The sequence below is a fragment of the Paenibacillus sp. Aloe-11 genome (assembly GCF_000245715.1).
Lineage (GTDB): Bacteria > Bacillota > Bacilli > Paenibacillales > Paenibacillaceae > Paenibacillus > Paenibacillus kribbensis.
In genome coordinates this window covers 78,113-104,879 of the sequence record NZ_JH601054.1, presented here as the reverse complement: position 1 = coordinate 104,879, position 26,767 = coordinate 78,113, and the positions used below count along the sequence as shown (strand labels likewise).

Below are 26,767 nucleotides of genomic sequence, written 5' to 3'. Positions count from 1 at the left end.
TGCTGAACGGAGAACGCTTTACGGCGGTAAGCGGTTCAGTCTTTCGTATTCTAGTCGATACGCATCACACGATCCGTGCCGATCAGGATAAGCCATTGGAGCTGATTGAGGTTCGCCTGGGGGAAAGCCTGGTAGGCTCTTTCTATAAACCCGAAGCCTGATGCAAAGAGATGTCACATAAGCCCCAAAAATCAATTTGAGGACGAGAATCGCAAATAAAAAATCGCTCTTGAGTATGGGAAAGGAAACTCCATAGCTCTAGAAGCGATTTTTATTTTGTATTGTTATATGGTCAACCCGGCTTCTCTCAAAAGATGCTGCACAATTTTCAGCTGATACCTTATACGTACCTGCTTGGGCAGACTCCAGCCTGTTTCTACGGTGACTGCGCGTGCGCCTAAAATGCGGGCTGCCGCAGTGCGGGAGGAGCCTGGCAGCTCATGTAACCGAATGTTAAAATACCTGTCTTTGCTTTTGATGGAATGGTTCATTCGCTTTATAGTTCGACGCACCGCAGGAACTACCGGATTCCCCTTATCGGAAATTAGCGTTTGACCAAGCACCTTGGCATCCTTTTGTGATAATCCGTTGGCTTCATGCAGATCGAGATACCACTCGGGTTGATGCTTTTGTATTAATTGGAATACCGCAGCGGAAAGTGGATTGGATGCCGCCTGCTTTTTTTTGCGTGGAAAGGTTCGATTGAGATCGGGTACGCCCCTGATTCTTTTGCGATAAGCAACTTGATTCACAATAGGCACAATAATAAGCTTGCCTTGGCTGATTTGCAGCTTCTGCTGATTTAACAGCTTTACCAGCTTTTCAGCCGCGCGAATGCTCGCGATTTCATTGCCGTGTATGCCCGCGACTACCATCACATGCGGACCTTCCTGCTCCCCTGTGGCTATATAATAAGGAGTGGCCCAGGAATTATCCTCTCCAAGCATAAGCTTTTTTACCTTCATTCCCTTCACCTCCGTTTAGGCTCAGGCTTTCGATGTCCTTTTCTTCTGTCCTTGCCGACGAATAATTTGACGGTAAAGTTTCAAATATTTATCGGTCATTTGTTTGTTGGTGAATCTTTGGGTGACATACTGGCGCAGCTGAGCGGGTGAGGGGTAATTTTTTTGCTGCACCTTTCGCTCCATTTGGCCAACTGATTTGCAAATCAGCTGTGGAAAACCTGAAAGAACTTCGGCAACAGAGCCGTTTTTTAAAGCTAGTACGGGTGTTCCACAAGCCATCGCCTCTACCATCACAAGTCCAAAGGGCTCTTCCCACAGTGTCGGGAACAGCAGGCATTCGGCATGCTTCAGCAATTTCTGCTTTTGTTCCCCTCCGACCGCCCCTACATAGTGGATTTTGGGATTGTGCTGAATTCGCTTTTGAATCTCTTGGCGAAAATAGATAGGGGCTTTGATAGGACCGGCAATAAGCAGTCTTTTTCCTGTTCGTTCTGCAACCTGAATGGCTTGCAATACACCTTTATTTCGTATAATTCTACCCATGAACAGTAGATAGCCATGCTTCTCGCTGCTGAACTCGTATTCATGTGTGTTGATACCGTTATAGACATAAGATCCTTTCCCTCCGCCCATAAGCAGGCGTGCCCGCTTACTGACAAACACCGGGTTTTTACCGTGTCTCTTCACAGGAATATGAACTGTGCATAATGATGGACAAGGCAGCTTCGTGCGCCCCAGAGCTGAACGAAAGGTATGATCATGAATGATATGTGTACCCGTCGGCATATGTTGAAGCACGTAATGCGGAATCTGATGGTGCTTCAATCCCTTGGGATAGGGAATTAGCCGCGCACTGCTCCTGCTCCCGCGGGCAGCAAACAAAGTTACATGATGTCCTCGTCTTACCAGTTCCTCCGTCAATTCATATACGACCTTTTCCGTTCCACCCTTGATGGAGGGTACCGGCTGTGCATTGGGATAGTTGGAAATGACCTGAACAATGGTTAGATGTCGACCTTTGGGCTTTTTAATCTGCTTTGAAGCCATACGAATTCCCCTTCCTGACCGGAAAAGCGGTGTGATCTTTACGATATAAACGGGAATCCAGGCTTGTTCCCGTACAAGTTATTAACTCTAGTATATAGGTATGCATATTTTGCGTGATTGCTTGTGCAAATCATCTGCAAGTCGCTTTTTGTCATACGGACCCAGTGATAAGGGGGAAATGCACGTTCTGTCAATCAAAATATCAGGTGAAAATTCTCATCGTTTTCTAATAAATGAGGGAAAAGCGTTGAGGTAACAGGATTGTAACCTTAAGTGGTAAATTCCGGATATTTTATTTGTGTTATTGTCATATCAGGACATCACGACAAGATACAAAATACGAAATAACGGAGGTATCTTATATGAAACTCACTTCAAAAAAATTATGGATGGGCATTTGCTTTACGATGACTTTGGCATTCGGCGCAGGAAGCTTTGTAGTTGCACCTGATACCACTCATGCCGCTTCGGTAGATACAGCTGATCAGATCATTTCTACAGGATCCCAATTTATGGGTGTACCCTATCAGTTTGGAGCACAGGCAGGCGACACTAGCTCTTTTGATTGCTCTTCATTTACTCAATATGTATTTGGACAAAATGGAATCAAGCTTCCGCGTTCGTCAAGACAACAATCGACTGTCGGGACGTTTGTACCACGTAGTCAGCTGCAAAAAGGCGATCTGGTCTTTTTCTACTCTCCTATTCACCATGTAGCTATTTATATGGGGGATGGCAAGATTTTACACACATTTGGTAAAGGCGGCGTAACGATTACGAACCTTAATTCCGGATGGTGGAGTTCCCATTACACTACAGCACGTCGTGTCCTGTAGGACAGGCATAGATAAGATTCCATTCCTCTATGACCACTTATAAGCATCAACGCAAAGGGCTGTTCCGCGAGTAGATATGTCTACCGGAGGGACAGCCCTTCCTGTTGTCTTCGGGGCAACGTAACGGTCACCTGTGTTCCTTCCCCTTCCACGCTTTCCATACGTATCGTCCCTTGATGGGCGTCTGTAATAGCCTTGGCAATGGGCAGCCCAAGCCCGGTTCCTCCGGTTTTACGATGTCTGGAGCTATCTACCCGATAAAATCGCTCAAAGACTCGCTTGACCTCGCCCGCTGGTATTCCGATTCCGTAGTCCTTGACCCGGATGTGCACATCCTTTTTATCTGTGGACAACAGAATCTCTATCGGATCTGAGCTATACTTTAAAGCATTATCGAGCAAGATAAGCAGTAGCTGCTTGATTTTGGCAAGATTGGCATCAAGCCAGATTTCTTTTTCATCTGTAAGAATCGTCATTTGACGATCATGTACAAGCTTGAGATGTGCTACTACCTGTTGAGAACAACCGATCAGTTCCATTCGCTCATACGGCTCCGGGTCTTTCTGCTGTGAGGAAGCCAAAGTCAGTAATTGCTGCGTCATCGTTCGCATCCGCTGCGTTTCTTCATAGATGGATTCAATGGATTCCTTATGAATTTCCTCGTCACGCGTGCCCCACCGTCGCAGCATGTTAGCATAGCCCTCAATGATCATTAATGTCGTATTCAGCTCATGCGAAGCATCGGAGACGAATTGTTGCTGACTTTGAAAGCTCTCCTCCAATCTGTCCATCATTCGGTTAAAGGTTGCGGTCATTTGAGACAATTCATCTTGATTGTGAGTGCGAGCAGGGATTTTTTTGAATTTAAGGCTTCTTTCAATTTCCTGCATCGTCTGGATACTGCTCGAAATCGGTAGTAAGATGGCATTCGCTAAGATTGTGCTGCCTACCAGACTAAGCAACATAGCTCCTATAGTTTGGGTGACTAGAATCGTATCTAAAATATCGAGATTGTTTTGGAGCGCATCCCATTTTTCCACGATCTCCAGCGTTCCCTCTTGATTTCCCTCCGGAGAAAACACTGGAAGATGAATGACCAGGATTTTATGGCCCTGTACATCTGTCAGCTGTGAACTTTGAGAAGGGTTAAAACGTATATCACCCAGCTTGAAGCGGGACTGACGACTTATTTCATACAGAAGGTGGGATTGCTGATCAAAAACCCTCAGGATCGTGTCTCCCGAAAGCTCATCTTTTAACTCGGGCCCCCAAGCATTTTTCAAAATCATCTTGGAACCGGTTTCTGAAATGATTTCAGTCCACTTATTTTGCAGCACTTCTCTTTCATTGCGAGTGGCGATTTTGACAAACAACAGATGCACGGTCACATCTACAAACAGGAGAATGGTCATCACTAGAATCGAGCTGAGCAGGGTAATTTTGGTCCGCAGCTTCAATGGTCTTCCTCCCTGATGCAATACCCTACGCCACGCACGGTTTTAATCAGCTTTTTTTTGTAGCCATGATCCACTTTTTTGCGAACATATCGGATATACACATCGACTACATTCGTATCCCCTACAAAATCAAACCCCCATACGTCCTGAATCAATTGATCCCGCTGTAATACTTGATTTTTGTGTTCCATGAGGTAATGAAGCAGATCAAATTCTTTGGGCGTCAGTTCGATTCGCTTCCCTTCCCGCATCACAGAACGTGTTTTGGGTTCCAGCACCAAGCTATCGACCTGAAGATACGGCGGATTGTCCTCTTCTTGTGGAGAGGTAGCTCTCGACTCCAATTGATGCCTCATACTGGCCCGCATGCGCGCTAATAGCTCCTCGATTTCAAAAGGCTTCGTAATGTAATCATTCGCACCTCCATCCAGACCAGAGACTTTATCAGTAGTTGTGTTACGTGCAGTGACCATAATTACGGGTGTATGATTGTCCACTTTTCGAATCTGCTTTAGCACCTCGATCCCGTTAAGCTCAGGCAGCATCACATCCAAAATGATGATATCCCATGTGTGTGCCAATGCTTTTTCCAATCCTTCTTTGCCCGTCTGAGCGATTTCAACTGCATATCCTTCGTGGGATAATTCCAATTGGAGTAACCTGGATATCTTCTCTTCGTCATCAATGATCAGCACCGATTTTTTCACCACAAAACCACCTATTTTCTATAGAAAAACAAATGACTACTGGAAAAGACATGCATTTTCATTTGATTTTAAGCTTTAATTCGTTGGGAAGCTCTATAATGTAATTTTGTAATTCATTTTTTGATGTTAAGGAGTAATTTATTCATGCTAATTAATGTAGTATTACCACCTCACTTCCTCTGCCCAAATTAAAAGCAGACGCTAAACGCGTCTGCTTGCTTTTTTATAATTCAATGCCTGCGTCACGAACTACGCTGTCGATTTAAAGCGAAGTGACGGCTTGCGTTCTTCATATCGCTGATAAAACCAAATACAGGCCGCCATCCAGCAGCCACTCATAAAATAGCCGCCTAGAACATCGCTTGGATAATGCACGCCCAAATAAATGCGGCTTGTCCCGATCGCTATAATCAGCAGACTGCTGAGCACGAGCAGCAGGATACGGCCTAGCTTGAAAGGAACATGCTTCCACACTAAAAAAGTCAGCGCCGCATACATACTGAAAGCAGTCATGGAATGTCCGCTTGGAAAGCTGTATCCATTTGCTTCAATAATACGGTTAATTTCGGGACGCGCACGGTGAAAGAGCAACTTTAATACCGTATTCAGCAACACCGTCCCCAGCACAGCAATTGCTAAAAACAGCAGTTCTCTACGGTGGCCCAATACTCTGTTCAGCACCAGCATGGTGATTAAAATAAGGATCGCAACCGGAATCCCGCTGCCAATTAGGGTGAAAAATTTCATTATACGAGTCATTGCTGGTGACTCCAGCTGTTGAATATCCGTAATGATCTTGTAGTCAAAATGCCGTACCTGATGGTCGCTGACCCATAATGCGATTAAAGTAAAACTGAGCGCACATACTATACATGTGAGTAGGGCCAAGGAGATGGGCAGCTTGGTTGATGTTTGTTTCATGTCTTGTTGGTCCTCCGTGATCTTCGTTTCGTATTTTTACTTTACACACCTTTCTTACATAATTTCACCCAAAGAATTAACTTTTATCGTAAAGCATGCTCAACCTTTTTGCAAAAGAACGCGGAGTCAGTCTGTGATATGAAATCAATTCACCTTTATAGATCACATGGAATACACCATAAGGTGTCGGGGACAATTCCATCAGCTGTGAACGATTGTGTATATACATGATTTCGGGTTGTGTGCCCACATTCTCTGCCGCTTCAATCACATTTTGCGTGGCAATCTCCAAATAGGGGCATTGATGAGTTCGCAAGATGGTCAAGCCTTCACTAAAGCGCTCCAGCCGCTGCGCCCAGTTATTTGGAAAATAAGGATCAGAATGCTCTCTATTAAGCTTATAAACATACAGCTGAAAAGAATAAGGTCCGTTCTCCACATGCTGAAACCCGTTCTTTAGAAAAATGTCGGGGCCTGGCGCCCACGATGTATCCGTGTTGGTAACTACAGCGACTCCCTTTTTACCCAATCTGACAGCGTCCTCGATGCAATGTTGAATAAGTTGAGAGCCTAGCCCCAATCCGGTTACCCCCATCCATAAACAATGAATCAGAAGATATCCGTCCGCATGAACGGCCCTCCATGCCTGTTCACCCAACGCATACTCCATAAATCCTGCTGGTTTATTGTCCTTTCTTATCTGTATGTAAGTCAAACCTTGGGAAAATTCGTTTTCTGTCCAATTCAGCTTGTGTACATAGCCCGCTGCCTTTTGCATACTCCTCATGCAATAGCAGCCGTCCTCCCTGATTTGATTTTTATACCATTCAATGGACGTGGCTGGATTTTTCATATCGCGCCTCCCAACTCTAAGAATAAACTTATTAAAATAGGATTTCATAATGACTGAAATAACGCAAGCGAATTGTACACAATCAGCACAAAAAAATGCCGTTCAAGCCTGATAATAGCTCGAACGGCATCCTGTTATTGCATATGTCATTCTGCAACACAATTCGATATTTAAACAAACATCATCTTCTTTTAGGTTGGTGTGACTTCTCCAAGCTTGGCCTTGCTCTCTGCTTCCTCGGTTGGATAACGTTTACGGAACCATAGCGACTGGAGCAGCAAAAAGGTACCGCTTACTGTCCAGTATAATGGCATGGCTGCTGGAGCACTGAAGGAAAAAACCGCCATCATGATCGGTGAGAGATATCCCATAATGGCAAATTGCTTGCGCTGGTCAGCCGTCATTTGAGACTGAGAAAGCTTGGCCTGTGCCAAGTAAACGACTGCAACGATAATTGCCAAAATCCAGTCCGGCTGTCCGAGCCGAAACCACAGGAAGGAGTGAGAGGCCAGTTCCGGGGTTAACCGGATGGCAGTGTACATCCCACTCAATATCGGGAGCTGAATGAGAATAGGCAAACAGCCGATATTGAGCGGATTGAATTGATGCTCTTTGTAAAGCGACATCATTTCCTGCTGCATACTCTGCTGGCTGGCAGCATCCTTCTTATTTTCGTACTTCTTCTTAATTCGGTCCAGGTCGGGCTGCATGGCGCTCATCTTGCGCTTCATTCCCTGCTGGGCACGTGTTTGACGCATCATTAGCGGCAGTAACGCCAGACGAACAACTAACGTCAGTGTCATGATCGCCAGCCCAAAGCTTCCGCCAAACCATTGCGCCAATTGCTGGATGAGCCAAGAAAGCGGGAACACCACATAATGATTAAAAAAACCGGGTGTCTGTGAATTAATCTCTCCAGCAGTCGCACCGCAGCCAGACAGCAGCATGACCACCGCCAATGCTGCCATCATTCCTAATATCCGTTCTTTTTTACCCCAAAAGGTGAATCCCTTGAAACGTTTCATATGTTCCTCCTCGTTGATTGGCTGTACTATCGTTCAACGAGGGGAAACAATCTGACGTGTCTTCATCCGGCGCTTCCTTGCGCCGGATATGGCGTGCCAGTCGGACAGGCATGTCCTGTCCACGAGCAGATATCGGCATCAGCGAAGAAGCATGCGACCGCACAGCCCCGCCTTCTACCCAGCATTCGGGTACATTGCCGTGCAAATGAGTGAGGTACGTATAGGTTACCGTACACAGCAAGCCAATTGTAAACAAATAAGGGAGCAGGTCCTGAAGCTCAAACAAGGGATTCACCTCCTTCGGTTGGTTGCTACGATTATAGCACGAAACCGGGTTAACGACTAATCTTTAATTAGAGATACAGATAGGTTCACAAACACATGAAACTTTTGGCTTTATTTACAGTCTAATCAAAAGGGAATTTCATGTAAAACCGTACTCCCCATTAACTCGTAAAGGAGCAAGCACGTATGAGAAAAACGATATATAGCTCATTGTTAACAGGATTGGCGGTAGCCAGTATTGGGCTGCCCCTGATCATTGGTGGATTCACTGAAAAAGCAAGTGCAGAGCAATCTGCCGTCTCGATGAGCAGTGGAGCTTATAGCAGCTCAATCCAAGCACCTGTGATCAAGCCTTCCTGGTCTTTTCCTGTTATCCCAATCGATAGAAATCAATATTCAGAGCAGACGGTTGCAGTAGCGGAAAACGGTAAGGTGTTCGCAATTGATGCTAACCACAGACTGGTTGCCCTAGAGGGCAGCTCGGGCCGGAAATTGTGGCAATATGGTGATCAGCTTGCCCCTGTTTTGATTCATAGCAATGGCACCATCTACGGAATGACACAGAACGGCTCCATCTATGCCGTTACAGAATCAGGCAAGAAAGCATGGACCACTTCTTTAGGATTTACGAAGGCGGATCATATTTATCGAATCGGCTCTACAGTATACATTACACAGTCGGAACAAACGGCTGCGGTCGATGCTGCAAGCGGCAAACTCAAATGGAAAATCAGTGAGGATAAGGACTCATACCATGGTCTGAACAACCTAATGGAGACTGATGGTGTCCTTATCCGCAATTATAACGTACAGGGCAGCCTGACCTTTGAACAGATCAATGCCTATGACGCTAAAACCGGCAAAAAGCTTTGGGAAAGCTTCAGAAATTCCTTTCCACTGGCCGTTAAAGACGGGGTGGTCTACTCTCTTGCCAATACGTTTATGATGGATGATGACCCGGTAAATCGCAAAGTTACGATATCACAGTACGACCTCAAGACAGGTGAATCCAAAGGAGATCGTCAGTACCGCTGGACCGAAGCTGAAAATAAAGATGGCACTTTCCAATCTGGAGGCATATATGGTTCTGCTTTTTTGTACGGCAAAGATCTTTATGTTTTTCAGGGAAAGGCACTAGCTTCCTATGACTTCTGGAACTACAAACCAGACAGCAAACCTGCTCGCAAATGGTCGCAAAATGGCTATGAACAGCTTGTTCCTTTATATTCCATTCATGAGGGCCGCGTCTTCTACCAAGATTTTAATACAAACGGACTGACTGCCATGAAGCTGGCCTCAGGTCAATTCATTCATTACGACGGTGATAATCCGATCCTTCAAGCTGACGTGTTTGGCAAAGGGGTGTACATCGGGCAATCAGATGGCGTATTTCATGGCTATGACCTGATGACCTTGAAATCTGCATTTACTGTCAACACAGGCTCACGCTCCTTCGGTCCTACGCTCAAATCCGGTGGGATGATATTTATTCAATCCGGCAATCGTCTGCTTGCCGTCAAGCTCCCTGCATCTCTAAAGTAAGTCCAAAGATTTCAAGAAGGAATCCGCTGGGCACGGCACAAGTTTAACGGATTGCCAGCATGCGATTCAGCGCCAGTACAGCTTCCTGTCTGACCTGCTCATCCACACGAATCACACCCACAGGCTCTCCCTGATCAATTTGCTCCAATGCCCATAGCAGATGTGGAAGATCGATCCGATTCATGGTCAAGCAAGGGCACATATCGGGATTGAGCGATTCAATCTGCTGTTCAGGGTACTGCTGCTTGATTCGTTGCACGAGATTCATCTCTGTGCCGACGGCCCATCGGGTCCCCGGCTCTGCCGCACGGATGGTATCGATGATGAATTTGGTAGAGCCCGCGCAATCTGCGAGCTGTACGACCTCATAAGAGCATTCGGGATGAACGATGACCCGGATGTTCTTGTCACGCTCACGGATGCTGCGAACATGATCTACCGTAAATTTTTCATGAACAGAGCAATGCCCTTTCCATAAAATAATTTTCACGGTTGCCGGGTCCCGTTCAGTCTCCAGCTGATCGGTCATTGGATTCCACACGGCCATTTCATCCAGCGGAATTCCAAGATCGTAGGCTGTATTGCGACCCAAATGCTGATCAGGCAAAAACAAAATACGTTCCTTTTGCTTTAGCGCCCATTCCAGCACCTGCTTGGCATTCGAAGAGGTCACGGTAGCCCCGCCATGTCGTCCTACAAAGGCTTTGATCTCTGCTGTAGAATTCACATAGGTTAACGGAATAATCGTGTCTCCAACAAGCTCCTGCAAATGCTTCCAAGCCCGTTCGGTTTGCTCCATATTCGCCATATCTGCCATCGAACAGCCTGCGCGCATATCCGGCAGTACGACCGTTTGTCGGTCGGCAGTCAGCATATCCGCCGTTTCCGCCATAAAATGAACTCCGCAAAACACAATAAATTCCGCTTCCTGATTTTGTGCCGCCATTTGGGCAAGCTGTAGAGAATCCCCTGTTATATCAGCAAACTGAATCACTTCATCTTTCTGATAGTGATGACCCGGAATGAGCAGCTTTGGACCCCATTTTTGTTTCAGCTCGGCGACGCGACGCTCCATGTCTGCAACTGTCAGTGTCTTATAGCTCTCCGGCATCAGCCCTCGATTTCCTTGTAAAACATCAAGTATAGACATTCCAATCCCTCCATTATCTCTGCGGCCGTCTGTCTCTGCTTTTATGAACAGACAGCCGACGTGTTACATACATATTTACAAGTGTCTTGACACTTATATTTACACATGCCTACAATAATCTCAAGGATTTTTGTGATGGAATTATTTTTAAACAGGGAGGATTGGCTGTGATTTATCTGGACTATGCCGCTTCCACACCCATGTGTGACGAAGCTTTGAATATGTATAACGCATTAAATAAGGAAATGTTCGGAAATGCCAGCAGCCTTCATGACGCGGGCGGCCAGGCAGCTTATGCGCTGGATTACAGCAGACAACGGATAGCGAATATGATTGGCGGACAAAAGGAAGGCGTTTATTTTACAACAGGAGGAACGGAATCCAATATGTTGCTTGTCCAGTCGATCCTGAACGGATTGCCGCAGCACAAAAAGCATTGGATTATGAGCGCACTGGAGCATCAGTCTATGTACAATCTTGCCACTTTGCTGAAGCGGCAGGGCTATGAGCTGACAATTGTACAACCGGACAAGGACGGACGAATAACCGACAAAGCTCTCTTGCCTCATCTCAGAGAAAATACCGGACTCGTATCTGTACAACACGCCAATTCGGAAACCGGGCTGATTCAGGATCTTGCGGCTTTGTCTCCCCTGCTGCGAGATCGAGGTATTTTGTTGCACAGTGATGCGGTACAGACCTTCGGGAACATTCCCATTGATGTAACAGCCATGGGAATAGATGCTCTCTCCATATCAAGCCATAAAGTGTATGGCCCCAAAGGTGTCGGTGCTGCATATCTCAAGCCGGGGACTCCGTGGCGTCCCGTGTACCCTGATACATTGCACGAAAACGGATTTCGTCCCGGAACAGTTAATGTTCCCGGTATTGCTGCGTTTGTCGCAGCTGCAGAGATGATGACTGAACAAATGGAGCTGCATCAGCAGCGGTATGCTATGTTAAGGCAATATTTTATGACCCAAGTTCAAAATAAATCCATTCCGTTGCGTTGGGTCGTACAGGAAAGCGGCACAGAAGCAGTGCTCAGTCAGATCGTGGGATGTTTTTTTCACGGTTACGAGGGACAATATGTTATGCTGGAATGTAACCGCAGTGGTGTGTGCATATCTACCGGCAGCGCATGTGCCGCCGGACACCACGAACCCTCACCTGCCTTACAAGCGCTCGGAGCGTCTGATCGTGAAGCTTTACAATTTATCCGTATTTCTTTCGGAAGGACAACTACAATCGAGGATCTGAATGTACTGGTAGGTATTTTGGCAGAATTGACGCATCGACAAGAAAGGAGCTTATCCCATTGACAGAATCTTCAAAATGGTCAGGAACGGATCGCCGCAAGCAGTTGCTGCTGTGGCTCAAAAATGAATCTCCGCTGACCGGGAACGAGCTGGCACGAAGAGCCTCCGTCTCCAGACAAGTAATTGTACAGGATATTTCCCTGTTAAAGGCAAGCCAAGAGCCTATCCTGGCTACGAGCCAAGGATACATTTACATGGCGCCTGCGGGGCAGGCTGCTCCCATAGCCTCACGTATTATCGTGTGCAATCACCGACCTGAACAGGCAGAAGAGGAATTAAAGCTAATTGTGGACTATGGTGTAAGTGTGCAGGATGTTATTGTGGAGCATCCGGTATATGGCGATCTAACTGCTCCGATACGAGTCGGAAATCGCAAGGAAGTGGAGGATTTTATTCGCAAAATCAACTCCACTCAAGCCACTTATTTGTCCCAGCTGACCGGGGGCATCCATCTTCATACCTTGCAAGCCTCGGATGAAGCTAAAATTAATGATGCCTGTGCTGCATTGGAGCAAGCCGGCTTTTTGATGACGGACTAGCCTTATATGTCTATTGCAGCTACAACGAGCACTTTGTCCAGCATATGGAGCGCAGCGGCGCTCCGTAAGGCTGATATGTGAGCAACGAGAAAATAAAAAATCCCGGCTCCCTTATCAAGGGAATCGGGAATGAACTATGTGAGCTTAATTTCGAGCAGCTCATATTTAATGACAGACATAGGGGCGTCTACATGAATGATACTGCCCACTTCTTTACCCAAAAGCGCCTTGCCTAAAGGACTCTCATAGGAAATTTTATTATCCAGAACGTCTGCCTCGGCAGGACTTACAATTTTGTACTCCATTTTCTCCGAAAATTCAATATCATTGAGAACGACAGTTGAGCCGACACTGACAGTTCGGAGATCCAGATTGCTTTCATCCACAATCCGAGCTTTGGTCAACATTTTCTCCAATGTCAAAATACGAGTTTCCATAAATGCTTGATCATCCTTGGCTGAGTGATATTCACTATTTTCCTTCAGGTCTCCGTAGCTGATCGCCAGCTTGAGACGTTCAGCCAGCTCCTTGCGTTTTACGGTCTTCAGTTCCTTGAGTTCTTCCTCCAGCTTGGCTAATCCCTCTTTGGTTAACAATACTTCTTCATTTGACATGCTTTATTCACAACTCCTATTTCGTTTGCTTTATTGTAGTTTACTCTATATTGAACCAACATGCGAAAATAATTTACATAACGATAGGAGCCTGGGAACACTCAGTCAGGATTATTCTTGCAGTAACCAATGCTTTTTTATCGCATACTATAAGATCATAACGCATTTGATGAGCACGTGCAGTGCCACTGTCCTTGTCCCGAACTTTCTTCATACCAGACAAGAACAGTTTATGGTGGGAGGAAGATTCAATGGCTTCCTTGGGAAAGAATGGAAATGGGAATCGCAGATCCAGATCATCCTCTAGCTCCAACGGACAAAAAAAAAGCGGGTTAAACACCAACTCGGCTATCTTCTCTGCTCTGCATGGGAAAAATGTGGAGGTCGTGGTAGCGGCCCTGCTGTTAACTGGAAAGCTACACGTCGATTCCGTTACTTTATACAGACAAGCAACTCTGCTTGTAGGATTAACGGGGAAATACAAAACATTAGCGTCGAACTCTACCAATGTCGACAACATGGTAAAATTTTTAAATGATAACGGGAATATGACGCTGGATCAAGTCATACAAGCCTTTCAAAAGAAAATGGAAAAGTAATACACCGATGACGAAAGGGGTTATTTGCGGTGAGTGAGCTTACGGCAGGTGAGTTTGACGGGGAGCATTTTGCAGAGTTTATCATTCTCACCATTCTGATTGTCTTATTTTTCTTTGGCTCTACCGATATAGATACGCTCTCGGCTCAGCCAACTTCATCTTCATCTACATCCTAAATGGGCAGGTCCCCGTTCCAGCGTGGCTTTTTTGATAATAAATAAAGAAGAGCATCTATCGGGCTCCACAAAGCCAATAGATGCTCTTGCTATTTATGAACGCTACTTCACTTTTACAGTAATCGTTTGGCTCGAAACCTTTCCTGCGTCATTGACCAGCTCGGCCCGATACTCATAGGTGCCCGGCTTTCGGCCTTGAATGTTTGTAGCTGCACTTTGAGCCTGGGGAGTTTTGCTCGCCAGCTCTTGCGTGTCGATCAGCTCACCATTTTCATATAAATTATATGTTGTTGCATTGGTACCCCACCACATATTCATGGAAGCCGTGTAGTTGCCGTCACCGTCCCAATTGTCATGAGAGAGCACCGGAATGCCCGGTAAAGCATCGGTCACTTTGACGACTAACGGATCACTGGTCGTTTTACCGGAAGCATTGATCAGTTCGGCCGTGTATGTGTAGGTACCATTTGCTTTCCCCGTTACTGAAATGATTGCATGCTGTGCTCTGGGGGAAGCGGCTTGCAAAGACTGGGTCCCGATCAGCTCGCCGTTTTCATACAGCTTGAGTTCATCGCCGTTCGTCCCCCACCACAGATTCATAGTGATATGATAATTACCATCCTTCAGGCCATTGTCCTGCCCGTTATCATCGGATAAAACAGGTTTGCCCGGCACATCACCAGCATTGGCTTTTCCGACGGTAACCGTTACAGGATTGGATACGACGGTTATGCCTTGTAGAGTGACGCTGGCTGTAATTTCGGCGCTTCCCTCTTTTACCGCTTGGAGCTTGCCATACGTGTCCAGTGTAACGGACTCATGACTGCTGGTATACTGCACAGAAGCATTGCTTAAATCTGCTTCGCTGCCATCCGTTAGTGTACCGCTGAGGTGTGTAGATGCGGTATCCCCCACGGTGAGGTTCTGGTGGTCCAGCGAAAGCTTTACTTCTTGCAGTTCTGCCCCTGCTTGAACTGAAAAATCATCCAGCCCGCGCGGCTTTAACTGGTAATTCCCTTTAAAAATCGCTGATATCCCCTTCACCTTTACCTGCTGCCCTTCCTGATAAGGAAAGGATGTCCGAGTGACGCCTGTACGTGCATCCACGCGAACATGGTGACTTGCCTCGCCAGCTACCGCATCAAATTCAAAGGAACCGGCCGGAGTCGCGTCGATTATATTACGAATGGTGGCTGAGGGAAGCTCAACCAGCTGTCCTTGATTGGCATCGTTTAATTCCGTGATTGGCATGGCCGCCGGAAGCTGTCCTGCTCCCGTTTTTTCAATAGCCACTGGATCGGTCAGTTCCAGTTCACTGTTGTACAATGCAAGGCTGGCTGTAATTTTTACTTGATCGCCCTGCTGAAACCCGTTTTGGTTTTGATATACATAAATGCCTCCACTTTCGTCCTGCATATAAAAGGCTTGACCGCCAAAGGCACCTGGCTGTGTCGTCACGACTCCCTCCACGGTCACAGCTTTGCCAGCCGGGAGGCTCCGTGCTTCGGCAATGCTAATACGTGACGGAACGGTATTTCCTTCCTCAGGCAGCGGCTCTGCCGGGACATCGGCCAGTACGACCGATTGGGTCAGCAGGTTGCTGCCATTTTGCCTCAATCGAAGATTGGCCGCACCGCTGGTTCCCGGCTTGATTCGTACGGTCAGGTCTTTGTAGGCATGCCCCTTACTGTCGGATGCCAGACTAAATGCTCCGCTATAGCCATACGAGGTTGGCCAAGTGCCATCCGGGTTTTGAATCTGGGCTACCTGAGTGCCCCCTGCTACATAAATGCCTGTGCTGAATCCACTAACCGTGGTATTGGGAGCCAGTTGGTCAGCAACAATTCGAATTTGAAAAGGCTGTGCATTCGGCAGCTGTTCCTGACGAACGATGCTGTACACAGGCTGTGCGCTGGTCGTGGGTCCTCCATAAGAGCCGGCCTTGAAGGTTTGCTGATCCCACCATTTATAGCCTGCTGCGGGAGCGGACCAAGGCTCGGCTTGCGGCTCCGTCGAAGCCTGCGGCTCTTCAAAAGGCAGCAGCGCCGTCGGCTGGTCAAGCTGCAAGCTTTTCACATCCGTCAGGCTGGTGTAGTCCTCCTTCTTGGATAACCAGTCGATCAGGTTAACCAGCAGTACAGCATCATCCTGCTCCTTAAAGCCGTCATATGTCGTCTTCTTGGTCCCTGTCTCTTCGCGCAAATATTTTGGCGTTGCATCCTCGACAGGAGATGAATCCCCGATAAAAGCTGCTTTGCCCAGTCCTACTTTCGATACGGCTGCATAGGGTCCTTCCGGTATACCGCCTCCGTTATAGACGCCCTGATCGACTGCATTGCCCCAAGCTTGATTCGTTTCGGGCAGGTATACGATGCCCTTGGCTTTGGTCGGGTCGATGATCGCCAGCGTGGACCCTGCATGCATCGCGACATTGCTCACCCCTGCTGTAATGCCGAACGCCTGCGTCGGCTCCACAATCTGATTGGCGGTAATATCGCCTAGTGCATTATAGCGGAAACGCACACCAAACTGGCTGCCCAGCCAGTCCGAGCTGACTACACCCTGCATCGCTGCCGAGCTTCTTTCCTCTGAACTCATCCCCTTGGCAGGGTCTTCCCATGCTCCACGGCGGTATCCGTTTATACTTTCCGAGCCGTCCCACCGATTTTTGTTGCGGTCTGCATTATAATGATCTCCAATGAAGAAAATGCTGTTGCCTGCTTTGACATACTGCTCCATTGCAGCCTGTTCGCTTTGTTTAAAAGGAATATTCGGCTCTGCCGTCACAAATACATCATAATCCTTCAGATCATTGTAAGTAATGGGCGTAGCTTTGCGAAGCTCATGTACATCATAGCCACGGTTCGCTAGGGCCTGTCCGAAGTCGGAAAACCCTCCGTCAATGACCCAGTCTGCGGCACCGGACGTCTGTCCGTGTGTATTATCGAATAATACTTTTTTGCCGGCATTCTCATTCACCACCTTGGCAGCGATGAACGGAGCCGGATCGGCCGGGCCTTCTGCCGATGCCGGCTGTATGCCGCTCACAGCGCCCGCGTACAATGACAAAGTGAATACCATCGCAGTAGCGTATTTGATGCTGCGGGATGCAAAAAGACGAATGATTCCCATTCTATTCCTCCTGTTGGTTAGTTTGTGGCTCCAGTTAAGGGGAACCAAATACAAATTTTAGCATTCAATTATGTTCGGACATGCAATATTTTGTAAACGTTCAGGAATAATGAATAGGGAGAAAATCCCAATAAAAAAGATATACCGTATGCAGCAATGTAAGTATGAAGTTGGATCATTGTGTTGACGGTGCGGTGATTGCATAGCGGAGCAGATATCTTCACTCCATATCGGAGCTATCTGCATGGCGCTATGTAATCATCGCACTTCCCATAGCGGGAGTGCGGATGATAAAGCGAATCCTGATCGAATCGCGTAAGCAGAAGGCTTCTTATCTGTTCGATCAGGATTCTGTCAGATTATAAATTAACGAATGCCGGACATATCATCGACCATTGGCTTTGAAGACCCATGAGCCATAGTTTGCCCCGTGCTTCGGGCTATGCTTTGTATTGCGGCACGGATGCATTTTGCATTTTCCTCGACAAAACCGGGTTCCAGCAGTTCATAATGACTGCCGATCAAGCTATGCTCTTCATAGCTTCCTTGTGTAGCGTCTTTCCATAAGAGTCGATTGTCTCCCGTCCCCTTCACCATTTCAGATCCGACAGCAACAAAACCGTGAATATTGGCCTGAACGGTCTCTGTGTTCACAAGCTGGTTGCCATACACCGCGTAAGCGATCATTTTACGCTGGTACGTGTCATTCAACAGCTCACGGTAGGACTCGGGAACCTGTTCCAGCATAGCATGAATATCGTGCTCTGTTTCTTCGGCTGTGAAGGGCCGGGCTTCCGTCCTTTTGACTGAATCAAGCATAAAAATGTCGGATACAGCATGACCTTGACGCTCCAGCGTGTCGGCAACCTTATGCGCCAGATTGCCTCCTATGGAATAGCCAAGCAGCATATAGGGACCTTGCGCTTGCGTGCTGACGATCAAATCAACATACCGTGCCAACATGTCCTGCTCATCCGCAGCATCCTCTACGAATTCCAATCCATACACGACTGCATCCTGATCCAGTTGTTTTGCAAGCTCCGCGAACGACAGCCCATATCCAAGCATGGGCGGAAAGCAGAAGATAGAGACAGGACCGTGTTCATTCAACCGAATGATTGGACTATCCGCCTTGTATTCCAGATCGGATTTCAATAATGCGAGCGCCTGCTCTTCTATGGTCGGAAACTCCAGAACACTGCGAATTGGAAGCTCGATGTCTGTGGCAAGGTGAACTTTGCGTACAAGCTCCAGCACTTTCAAGGAATGTCCCCCCAACGTGAAAAAGTCATCGTGGATCCCCACTTGCGGGATTTCAAGCACTTCCTGCCAAATGGCTGCCAGCAACTGCTCCACATCGCTTCGCGGTGCGACATATTCTGTACCCGTGTGCAACGCTTTGTCCAGTACAGGCAACGCTTTGCGGTCGATTTTGCCGTTGGTCGTCAGCGGAATATGATCCAGCTGTACAAAGGCGGATGGAATCATATAGCCTGGTAGGGCGGCAAACAATGCACTTCGAATCTCACGGACGGTCAGCTGCTCATCGGCAGTGAAGTAAGCACATAATTGATGCTGACCTGCTCCATCCTGCAAAGCGATAACAACGCTATCCCGCACGGACGGTACACTTGCCAGCCGCGCCTCCACCTCGCCCAGCTCAATCCGATACCCCCGGATTTTCACCTGATGGTCGATCCGGCCCAAATATTCGATGTTCCCGTCCGGCATCCATCTCGCCAAATCACCCGTGCGGTACATCCGCTCATAGCCTGCTTCGCCACCCGCAAACGGATCGGCAACAAATTTCTCCGCCGTTAATTCCGGACGGTTCAGATAGCCGCGTGCTACCCCTACACCGCCGATGCACAGCTCGCCTGCAACCCCGATCGGCTGCAATTGCTCCGTGCCTTCCTTCACGATGTATAGACGAATGTTCTGAATCGGTTTCCCGATTGGAATGACTGCATATTCCTCCGTCGGCTCGCAATCGAAGTACGATACGTCTACGGTTGCTTCTGTTGGGCCATACAGGTTGATCAGCTTCGCTCCAGCCAGGCTCGACACGAGCCGTTGGAACCTCGCCACATATTGCGGCGGCAACGCTTCGCCGCTGGCAAATACATGCCGCAGCGTGCCTAGCTTCGCCTGTATCACTTCCCGTGGCTGCTGCTCCACATACTCCAGGAACGCATGCAGCATGGCAGGCACGAAGTGCATCGTAGTGACTCCATCGTGGGCAATCGCATCTGCGATGTCCTCCGGATTTTTTTCCCCGCCAACGGGCAGCAAGCTTACCTTCGAGCCAACCATCGACCACCAGAACAGCTCCCACACCGACACGTCGAACGTGAAGGTGGTCTTTTGCAGGATCGTGTCCTCCGCGCCCAAGCCGTAACGGTCATGCATCCACAAAATCCGGTTAATAACGGAATGATGTTCAACCATCACGCCTTTCGGTTTTCCGGTCGAACCGGAAGTGTAGATGACGTACGCGACATGATGCGGCCCGGCCAGTGGCTCCAGATTCGAGCCATCCTCGTGGTAGATGTCCTTTCCATCCTGCTCTGGACCATCCAGCACCAGTACCTGGCCGTCGAAGCTCAAGGATGCCTGTTCGGCTACCTGCGTTTGCGTCAGCACCAGCTTCGCTCCCGAGTCCTCCAGCATAAAGCGTATGCGATCCACCGGGTATTCTGGATCAATCGGCACGTAGGCTCCGCCTGCCTTGAGGATCGCATAGATGCCTACGATCATTTCCAGCGAGCGCTGCACCAGAATGCCTACCGGCTGATCCGGCTGAACTCCTTCTGCACGCAGCGTCCGTGCGAGACGGTTGGCTCTCTCGTTCAGTTCACGGTAGGTTAAAGATTGATAACCCAAAACGACGGCAACATGATCCGGCGTGCGCTCAGCCTGCTCCTCAAACAGTTTATGGATCGTCTGATTGCGTGGATATGCAGAGGCAGTATCATTAAACTCTCCTGTAATCTGCTGCTTTTCCGCCGCAGTAACCAGTTCCAGCTCTTCAACACAAACATTCGGGTTAAGCAAAATTTGCTCCAGCAAACGTACAAAATGTCCATACAGACGCTCAATGCCTGCTTGATCATAGCTTAACGCGTTATACATAAAACGAATCTTGATGCCTTCTCCCGGCATAACGACGACGCTCAGATCGTAGTTGGTCTGCTCTGTAGCCACCACGTTGGAAATCGTGAATGTACTCTGCCCGTCATTTCCCAGCTCCTCGACCTGCTCATCCACCGGATAATTTTCAAACACCATAATATGGTTAATTAAATCCTGTTTCTGGTCGGTCAATGCCTGAATTTCAAACAGCGGATACGTGTCATACGCATGAGAAGCCAGCGCCTGCTCCTGCATGTTCTTCATCACTTCTGCAAATGATTCCCCTGGCTCGGTACGTACGCGAACGGGAATCGTATTAATGAACAAGCCGATGATGTCCTCAACCCCGATAATGTCCGATGGACGGCCTGAGACGACACTGCCAAATACGACATCATTGTGGTTGTTATATTTTTGCAGCACAATCCCCCATGCGGTTTGTAATAACGTATTCATGGTCACCTGATACCGCTTGGCCGTCTCCTCCACCCGGAGGGTCAGCTCATGCTCCAAATCCGTCACCCAATCGCTGGCTGTGTAGCCTTCATTCTTACGACCGGTTTTTACAGCAGGCAGCGCTGTTTGCTGCTCATACCCGGATAAATAGCTTCTCCAGTAGTCGGCTGACGCCTCGCGATCCTGTGCTTCCAGCCATTCAATAAAGCTGCTGTACGGCACTGCCGGTGCCAACTCTGGCACTCTACCCTCCTGAAGTGCTGCATAGCTCTCAAACACTTCTTTATTCACAAGGGACAGGCACCAGCCATCCATCACGATATGATGAAAACTCCACACAAAATGGTAACTGTCTTCGCCGGTGCGCAAAACCGCTACACGCAGCAGGACATCCCGGCGCAGATCAAAGCCCCGTGCTTTATCTTCCAACTTGAAGCTCTTCAGCCAGGTATCCCTTGTTTCCACATCCAGCTCGCGTAAATCTTCGTAATAAAAGCCGCAGTCCCGGCTTCGATACACCACCTGCAACGGCTCCGTATCCCGGCCAAAATAAAAATGTGTACGCAGCGCCTCATGTCGCCGAACCAGAATATTCAGGCTGTCTGCAAAAGCCCGAATGTCCAGCTGATCTCGCATGTCATAAGAAACCTGCTCAAAATACGCGTCATTCATGGCTGCTTGACTATCGAGCTGGCTATGAAACAGCATCCCTTTTTGCATCGGGGTCAGTGTATATATATTGTCGACCTCACCCGCAGTACCCATTTCAGATAACAGGCTGTCCAAGCCCTCTACACTCATTCCTTTATAGGAAATATCACTTGGGGTCAGCTCCGGGTGTTCTTTATGGATGCAATGCGCCAAAATTTCACGCAGACTCGATTCCAGTAATCTCGCCAAGCGCTCTATCGTCTCCGCTCGATAGCTGGTACGGCTATAGCTAATCGTCAAACCCAACTGGCCTGCCGAAATGATGCCGCCAAAATCCAGCGTATACGTCCGGGCCATGGTCGGGCTAAGTGGCATTCCTCCGCTGTAAGGGGATGACTTCAGGTCATTTCCCTTCATATCCTGATCGAATTGTCCCAAATAGTTAAAGCTGATTTCAGGATCTGCCTCAAATAGGGCTATAGATGCCGCTTGTCCCTGGCGATCGGCTAAGTATTTCAACACGCCGTATCCGATCCCTTTTTGCGGGATGCCGCGCAGTCCTTCCTTCACATGCTTAATTCGCTGCGAAAGAGACTGCTCTTCTGCCATATCAAGCAAAACGGGATATTGGCTTGTAAACCATCCTACCGTTCGAGTAATGTCCACCTCTGGTAAAATAGCTTCCCGTCCATGCCCCTCCAGATGAATCAGGAAACGCTCATTTCCGCACCACGCTTGCAATGCCATCCCTACCGCTGTCAACAGCAGGTCGTTAACCTCTGTACGGTAGGCACGATTTGCCTGCTTAAGCAGCTGCTCTGTCTCCTCACTTGTCCAAACAGCGGTAACCGACTCACTGTCACCCATTAACGGCTTTTCGTACTCGTTATGCCCATAATCCTGCGGCAAAGAAACCAGTTCCGTTTGCGCAAGCTCCTCCCAATACGCGCGCTCACGTTCAATGGCTGGACTGTTGGCATAAGCGTGCAACTGCTCGGCCCACGTTTGGAAAGAATCCGTTTTATGAGGCAACTGAATTACCCGTTCACCCTTGGAGGCCTGCTCATAAGCAGTCGCTAAATCCTCGAATAAAATGCGCCAGGATACCCCATCCACCACCAAATGGTGAATCACGATCAGCAAATGATCTCCATCCGGGCAACGGAACAGCCCCAGCCTCATGAGCGGGCCTTCACTTAAAGAAATACCGGATTGGATTTCATTACATTTCGTTTCAATAATCTTCGCCAAATCTGCCTCGCTTACTTGACTGTTCCTATAATTAAAACTCTCCAGATGGTACGGTTCGCCTTCCTCTACACTGCGGTTCCATGCGATATACCTGTTCTCCGATGAACGAAAAACCATACGCAATGCATCATGATGAGCGGTAATTTGGTCAAGTGCTTGACGGAGTGCCTGTTCATCATAGCCTTCCTGGCGATAGAGCATGACAGATTGGTTAAAATAGTGCGGCTCTGCCGCCTGCTGTTCAAAAAACCAGCGCTGAACCGGTGTAAGCACAACATTTCCTGTAACCTCGCCCTGCTTCGCCAGTCGGTTCACAGGCTGAATATATGGGCTCAGTCCCGCAATTGTCGGGTACTTGAATAAGTCCTTCATGTCCAGCTTGTATCCCGCCTGAAACAAGCGCGACGATACTTGGATAGCCTTGATGGAGTCACCACCCAAATGGAAAAAGTTATCCAGTATGCCCACTTGCCGAATACCCAGAATGGCCTCCCAAGCCGCAGCCAGCGACTGCTGAACAGCCGTCTCGGGTGCCACATAATTCACGCCTGTGTCTACATTATGCTCAGGTGCAGGCAGTGCCCTGCGGTCTACTTTACCATTGGGCGTCAAGGGCAGTCTGGAAAGCTGCACAAAGTAGGAAGGCACCATATAGCCAGGCAGATCCTGCGACAAAACGTTACGTATGTCGCTCGCACTCAATTCGCTGTCTGTTACGAAATATGCGCACAGCTGTTTTTGCCCGTTATCATCCTGCTGCACGGTAACAACCGATTCCTTCACACCTGCAATCGTGGACAATCTGGTTTCAATTTCACCCAGCTCAATGCGGTAGCCGCGAATTTTGACCTGCTCATCCATTCTTCCCTTGTACTCCAACACGCCATCTACACGCCAACGCACCAAATCTCCTGTACGATAGCAGTATTCTCCGGGCCGGAATGGGCTTTCAATAAATTTTTCCGCCGTGAGCTCGGACCGATTCAGATACCCGAGCGCCACGCCGTCGCCACCGACGATCAGTTCTCCCCATGCCCCGACAGGCTGCAGCTTTAACGAACGATTGACCACATATGCGGTCGAATGATGAATCGGACGTCCAATGGGAACAGACTGGGCTTGCGCTTCTGTAATGTCATAGGTGGTGGAAAAGGTGGTGTTCTCCGTCGGCCCGTAAGCATTGATCAATCGAAGGTGCGGGTACTCCTTCAGCACGCGATTGACGTGTGGTACGGACAACACATCGCCACCCACGAGCAATTCCTTCAAGGAAGCAAACACTCCAATATCTTGCTGTGAATGCTGATTGAATAAAGCTGCGGTCATGAACATGGTGTTAATACGATACTTGTCAATGGTCTGTTTGAGCTTGGCGGCGTCCAAAATCGTGTCATGACTTACCACATACAGTTGGCCACCGTTCAGCAGCGTTCCCCAGATTTCAAACGTGGAGGCATCGAACACAACTGCTCCTATTTGCAGCATACGCGTATTTTCATCAAATGTGGCATAGCTTTGGTTTTTCACCAAACGCACGACATTGCGGTGCCTGATCATAACCCCCTTCGGCTTGCCTGTTGTACCAGAGGTATAGATGACATGCGCAAGATCTGAGGAAGATCCGTCCGTTGAGATCGCAGCAGATTCATCTGCATGAGTATTAAGTTCAGGTTCGCTGCTCCATCCTGGATCATCACTCAAAGCGATAACCGGAATACCCGGTTCAAAAAGAACCTGCTCGCGTCGCTGTGCCAGTAACAGCTGAGCTCCGGAATCCTCCAGTAAATAACGGATACGCTCCTCAGGATAATCGGCATCAATGGGAACATAGGCCCCTCCAGCCTTCAAAATCGCCAGCATACCGACGATCAGTTCAATAGAGCGCTCAGCCATAATCCCTACCCGCTGTATTTCCGGCTCCAAGCCGCGCCGTATCCCATGGGAAGCGAGTATGCGTGCCAGACGGTTGGAACGTTCATTCAGCTCGCGGTAGGTAAGCTGTGTACTCGCAAAGGTGATTGCCACCCGATCCGGCGATTGTGCTGCTTGTTCCTCGAACAGCACATGCACAGCTTGATCACACGGATACGGATAGTCTGCTGCTGTATCGTTAAATTGCTGCACAATCTGCTCTTTTTCTTGGGCCGAAACGATTTCAATAGCCGAAAGAACGATATCCGGCTGTTCTATTACCACATGGATAAGCTGCTGGAAATGCAACGCCAATCGTTCGATGGTCTCCCGCTTGTAGAGCCGGGTTCCATATTGAAGACCGCAGATGATTTCCTCCCCATCTTCCAGCGCGAGCAGACTCAAATCAAATTTGGCCGTCGTTTGTTCACTCGGATAGGATGTCAATTGCAACCCTGCCAGCTGCTGCTCCTTTTGCTCCAGATTTTGCAGAGCAAACAGGGTATCAAATAACGGATTGCGACTTAAATCTCGATCCACACCCAGCTTGTCTACCAGTTCTTCAAACGGATAATCCTGATATCCAAAAGCCTTCAATGCGTTGTCCTTGACCTCCAGCACATAATCACGGAATGTTTTCCCGCCTTCCGGGTAATTGCGGATCGCCAGTGTGTTCACGAACATCCCGATCAGACTGCCAAGATCAGCATGGGACCGTCCCGCAATCGGCGAACCGACAATAATATCCTCCTGTCCGCTGTAATGGCTAAGCAAAGCCGTATAAGCAGCCAACAGCACCATATACAATGTTGATTCCGTCTGCATCGCAATTCTTTTTAATCCTTCGCTTTGCCGTGAGTCGAGTGTGAACTCCAGCAAATCTCCTTCAAAGCTTCTCACTGCTGGACGTGGATAGTCGGTCGGTATATCCAGCACGGGCAGCTCTCCCGCGAAGGTATTCAGCCAGTAGCTTTCCTGCTCCCGGTAGCGTTCACTTTGCTGCTGCTCCTGTTGCCAAGCGGCGTAATCCTTATACTGAATGCGCAGTGATGGCAGCGTGTCACCTGCATATAAACGAATGAAATCCTGAATCAGCACATGGATAGAGGTGCCGTCCGAAATGATGTGGTGCATATCCAGCAGCAAAATATGATGCTCTGGACTGATTACAATCAGGCCCACCCGGAACAGCGGGGCCTGCGCCAGATCAAACGGCCGGACAAAGTCGTGCACCAGCTTATCCGTTTCCTTCTGGTCGGCACCGTGGGCATGAATCAACTCCATGCGAAACGGAACCTCGTCATGCACCCGCTGGACAGGTTCGCCGTTCATGGTCTCAAAGCTTGTACGCAATGTTTCATGACGGGCAATAAGCTGGCGGAACGCTTTTTCCAGTGCCTTATAATCGAGTGAACCTGTCAGTGTCAGGGCGCCGGGGATGTTATAGCTAACTCCCGCTCCGTCAAGCTGATTGAGGATATACATCCGTTTTTGCGCTGAGGATACTGTATAAAACGGCTTGTTCTCAGCAACAGAGATGGATTCATAGGCGATTTGCTCCAGCGTTTCAATCACCTGCACAAGCTGTTCAATCGTCGGATGCTCAAACAAATCCTTTAGCTGCACATTTTTATGCAATTTCTTATGGATAAGCGATATGACATGTGTCGCCCGCAGAGAGTGTCCTCCCGCTTCAAAAAAGTTATCCTTAATCCCAATGCGCTCAAGCTCCAGCACCTCTTGCCAAATACTCGCCAGCTGTACTTGTAATGGATTTTGCGGAGGCACATATTCTGCGCCTGAGTTTACACTCCCCTCCGGTTGCGGCAGCGCCCGGCGGTCCACCTTGCCGTTCGGCGTCAGCGGCAACTGCTCCAACTGCACAAAATACGACGGCACCATGTAGCCCGGTAGCTCCTGGCTCAACGCGCTGCGCAGCTCATTGGCCACTATATCCGCATGGGTCACCACATAGGCGCAGAGCTGTTTTTGCCCCTGCTCGTCCTCACGTGCAATCACGACGGCTTCTCGCACCACCTCCAGCTTCAACAGCTGTGCTTCCACCTCGCCCAGCTCGATCCGGTAGCCCCGGATTTTCACCTGGGCATCAATCCGCCCCTTGTATTCCAGCGTCCCGTCCGCATTCCAGCGGACCAGATCGCCCGTGCGATAGCAGCGTTCTCCACTGCGGAACGGACT

18 protein-coding genes and 1 pseudogene are annotated in these 26,767 nt (G+C 48.6%); 7 read left to right on the top strand and 12 right to left on the bottom strand.

What is annotated here, in order from left to right; translation table 11 throughout:
- Positions 1-161, top strand: a pseudogene (locus tag WG8_RS28405) (sugar phosphate nucleotidyltransferase); the annotation flags it as partial.
- Positions 162-284: 123 nt separating this feature from the next.
- Here WG8_RS28405 and WG8_RS11625 read toward each other — a convergent pair.
- Positions 285-965, bottom strand: coding sequence for a succinylglutamate desuccinylase/aspartoacylase family protein (locus WG8_RS11625; RefSeq protein ID WP_007430379.1), 681 nt, complete (start codon positions 963-965; stop codon positions 285-287).
- A 21-nt stretch (positions 966-986) separates the two neighbouring features.
- On the bottom strand, positions 987-2,012 hold the full coding sequence (locus tag WG8_RS11620; RefSeq protein ID WP_007430378.1) for a glycosyltransferase: 1,026 nt from the start codon (positions 2,010-2,012) through the stop codon (positions 987-989).
- Positions 2,013-2,374: 362 nt separating this feature from the next.
- Between WG8_RS11620 and WG8_RS11615 the strand changes: the two genes are divergently transcribed.
- On the top strand, positions 2,375-2,848 hold the full coding sequence (locus WG8_RS11615; protein ID WP_007430377.1) for a C40 family peptidase: 474 nt from the start codon (positions 2,375-2,377) through the stop codon (positions 2,846-2,848).
- Between the two features lie 80 nt (positions 2,849-2,928).
- Here the strand turns inward: WG8_RS11615 and WG8_RS11610 are convergent, their stop codons facing one another.
- The 6 genes from WG8_RS11610 to WG8_RS11585 all read right to left on the bottom strand — a co-directional run bounded on the left by WG8_RS11610 (position 2,929) and on the right by WG8_RS11585 (position 8,106).
- On the bottom strand, positions 2,929-4,305 hold the full coding sequence (locus WG8_RS11610) for a sensor histidine kinase (RefSeq protein ID WP_007430376.1): 1,377 nt from the start codon (positions 4,303-4,305) through the stop codon (positions 2,929-2,931).
- Positions 4,302-5,012 carry a response regulator transcription factor gene (locus tag WG8_RS11605; protein ID WP_007430375.1) on the bottom strand — a complete coding sequence of 237 codons (711 nt, stop codon included), beginning with the start codon at positions 5,010-5,012 and terminating at the stop codon, positions 4,302-4,304. The genes WG8_RS11610 and WG8_RS11605 overlap by 4 nt, the downstream gene beginning before the upstream one ends.
- A gap of 249 nt (positions 5,013-5,261) precedes the next feature.
- On the bottom strand, positions 5,262-5,933 hold the full coding sequence (locus WG8_RS11600) for a phosphatase PAP2 family protein (protein WP_007430374.1): 672 nt from the start codon (positions 5,931-5,933) through the stop codon (positions 5,262-5,264).
- A 76-nt stretch (positions 5,934-6,009) separates the two neighbouring features.
- A complete protein-coding gene (locus WG8_RS11595; protein ID WP_007430373.1) occupies positions 6,010-6,786 on the bottom strand; it encodes a GNAT family N-acetyltransferase in 777 nt (258 codons plus the stop codon).
- A gap of 191 nt (positions 6,787-6,977) precedes the next feature.
- Positions 6,978-7,811, bottom strand: coding sequence for a membrane protein insertase YidC (gene yidC / locus WG8_RS11590; protein ID WP_007430372.1), 834 nt, complete (start codon positions 7,809-7,811; stop codon positions 6,978-6,980).
- Complete coding sequence (locus WG8_RS11585) at positions 7,777-8,106, bottom strand: hypothetical protein (RefSeq protein ID WP_232289087.1); 330 nt, start codon at positions 8,104-8,106, stop codon at positions 7,777-7,779. Before WG8_RS11585 ends, yidC begins: the two co-directional genes overlap by 35 nt.
- A 176-nt stretch (positions 8,107-8,282) precedes the next feature.
- On the opposite strand from WG8_RS11585, the gene WG8_RS11580 reads away from it, so the two are divergent.
- A complete protein-coding gene (locus tag WG8_RS11580; RefSeq protein ID WP_007430370.1) occupies positions 8,283-9,638 on the top strand; it encodes a PQQ-binding-like beta-propeller repeat protein in 1,356 nt (451 codons plus the stop codon).
- Positions 9,639-9,681: 43 nt separating this feature from the next.
- Here WG8_RS11580 and nadA read toward each other — a convergent pair whose 3' ends face one another.
- The gene (gene nadA, locus WG8_RS11575; RefSeq protein ID WP_007430369.1) at positions 9,682-10,788 is read right to left on the bottom strand and encodes a quinolinate synthase NadA; all 1,107 of its coding nucleotides are present in this window, start codon (positions 10,786-10,788) and stop codon (positions 9,682-9,684) included.
- Between the two features lie 167 nt (positions 10,789-10,955).
- On the opposite strand from nadA, the gene WG8_RS11570 reads away from it, so the two are divergent.
- Complete coding sequence (locus tag WG8_RS11570) at positions 10,956-12,110, top strand: IscS subfamily cysteine desulfurase (protein ID WP_007430368.1); 1,155 nt, start codon at positions 10,956-10,958, stop codon at positions 12,108-12,110.
- Positions 12,107-12,646 carry a transcription repressor NadR gene (locus WG8_RS11565; protein ID WP_007430367.1) on the top strand — a complete coding sequence of 180 codons (540 nt, stop codon included), beginning with the start codon at positions 12,107-12,109 and terminating at the stop codon, positions 12,644-12,646. The genes WG8_RS11570 and WG8_RS11565 overlap by 4 nt, the downstream gene beginning before the upstream one ends.
- A gap of 134 nt (positions 12,647-12,780) precedes the next feature.
- Here the strand turns inward: WG8_RS11565 and greA are convergent, their stop codons facing one another.
- Positions 12,781-13,260, bottom strand: coding sequence for a transcription elongation factor GreA (greA, locus tag WG8_RS11560; protein WP_007430366.1), 480 nt, complete (start codon positions 13,258-13,260; stop codon positions 12,781-12,783).
- A 251-nt stretch (positions 13,261-13,511) separates the two neighbouring features.
- Between greA and WG8_RS11555 the strand changes: the two genes are divergently transcribed.
- Positions 13,512-13,859, top strand: a complete 348-nt coding sequence (locus WG8_RS11555) for a hypothetical protein (RefSeq protein ID WP_007430365.1) — start codon at positions 13,512-13,514, stop codon at positions 13,857-13,859.
- Between the two features lie 29 nt (positions 13,860-13,888).
- On the top strand, positions 13,889-14,035 hold the full coding sequence (locus WG8_RS27390) for a hypothetical protein (RefSeq protein ID WP_007430364.1): 147 nt from the start codon (positions 13,889-13,891) through the stop codon (positions 14,033-14,035).
- A gap of 102 nt (positions 14,036-14,137) precedes the next feature.
- On the opposite strand, the gene WG8_RS11550 is transcribed toward WG8_RS27390, so the two are convergent.
- On the bottom strand, positions 14,138-17,167 hold the full coding sequence (locus WG8_RS11550) for a chitinase N-terminal domain-containing protein (protein WP_007430363.1): 3,030 nt from the start codon (positions 17,165-17,167) through the stop codon (positions 14,138-14,140).
- Positions 17,168-17,533: 366 nt separating this feature from the next.
- The coding region (locus tag WG8_RS11545; protein WP_007430362.1) for a non-ribosomal peptide synthetase at positions 17,534-26,767 on the bottom strand (9,234 nt) is incomplete at its 5' end.

Excerpts from the sequence above, each read along its gene's own strand:
- WG8_RS11625 (WP_007430379.1), bottom strand. The coding sequence starts at position 965 with ATGAAGGTAAAAAAGCTTATGCTTGGAGAGGATAATTCCTGGGCCACT.
- WG8_RS11620 (WP_007430378.1), bottom strand. The coding sequence starts at position 2,012 with ATGGCTTCAAAGCAGATTAAAAAGCCCAAAGGTCGACATCTAACCATT.
- WG8_RS11615 (WP_007430377.1), top strand. The coding sequence starts at position 2,375 with ATGAAACTCACTTCAAAAAAATTATGGATGGGCATTTGCTTTACGATG.
- WG8_RS11600 (WP_007430374.1), bottom strand. The coding sequence starts at position 5,933 with ATGAAACAAACATCAACCAAGCTGCCCATCTCCTTGGCCCTACTCACA.
- WG8_RS11595 (WP_007430373.1), bottom strand. The coding sequence starts at position 6,786 with ATGAAAAATCCAGCCACGTCCATTGAATGGTATAAAAATCAAATCAGG.
- yidC (WP_007430372.1), bottom strand. The coding sequence starts at position 7,811 with ATGAAACGTTTCAAGGGATTCACCTTTTGGGGTAAAAAAGAACGGATA.
- WG8_RS11580 (WP_007430370.1), top strand. The coding sequence starts at position 8,283 with ATGAGAAAAACGATATATAGCTCATTGTTAACAGGATTGGCGGTAGCC.
- nadA (WP_007430369.1), bottom strand. The coding sequence starts at position 10,788 with ATGTCTATACTTGATGTTTTACAAGGAAATCGAGGGCTGATGCCGGAG.
- greA (WP_007430366.1), bottom strand. The coding sequence starts at position 13,260 with ATGTCAAATGAAGAAGTATTGTTAACCAAAGAGGGATTAGCCAAGCTG.
- WG8_RS11555 (WP_007430365.1), top strand. The coding sequence starts at position 13,512 with ATGGCTTCCTTGGGAAAGAATGGAAATGGGAATCGCAGATCCAGATCA.
- WG8_RS11550 (WP_007430363.1), bottom strand. The coding sequence starts at position 17,167 with ATGGGAATCATTCGTCTTTTTGCATCCCGCAGCATCAAATACGCTACT.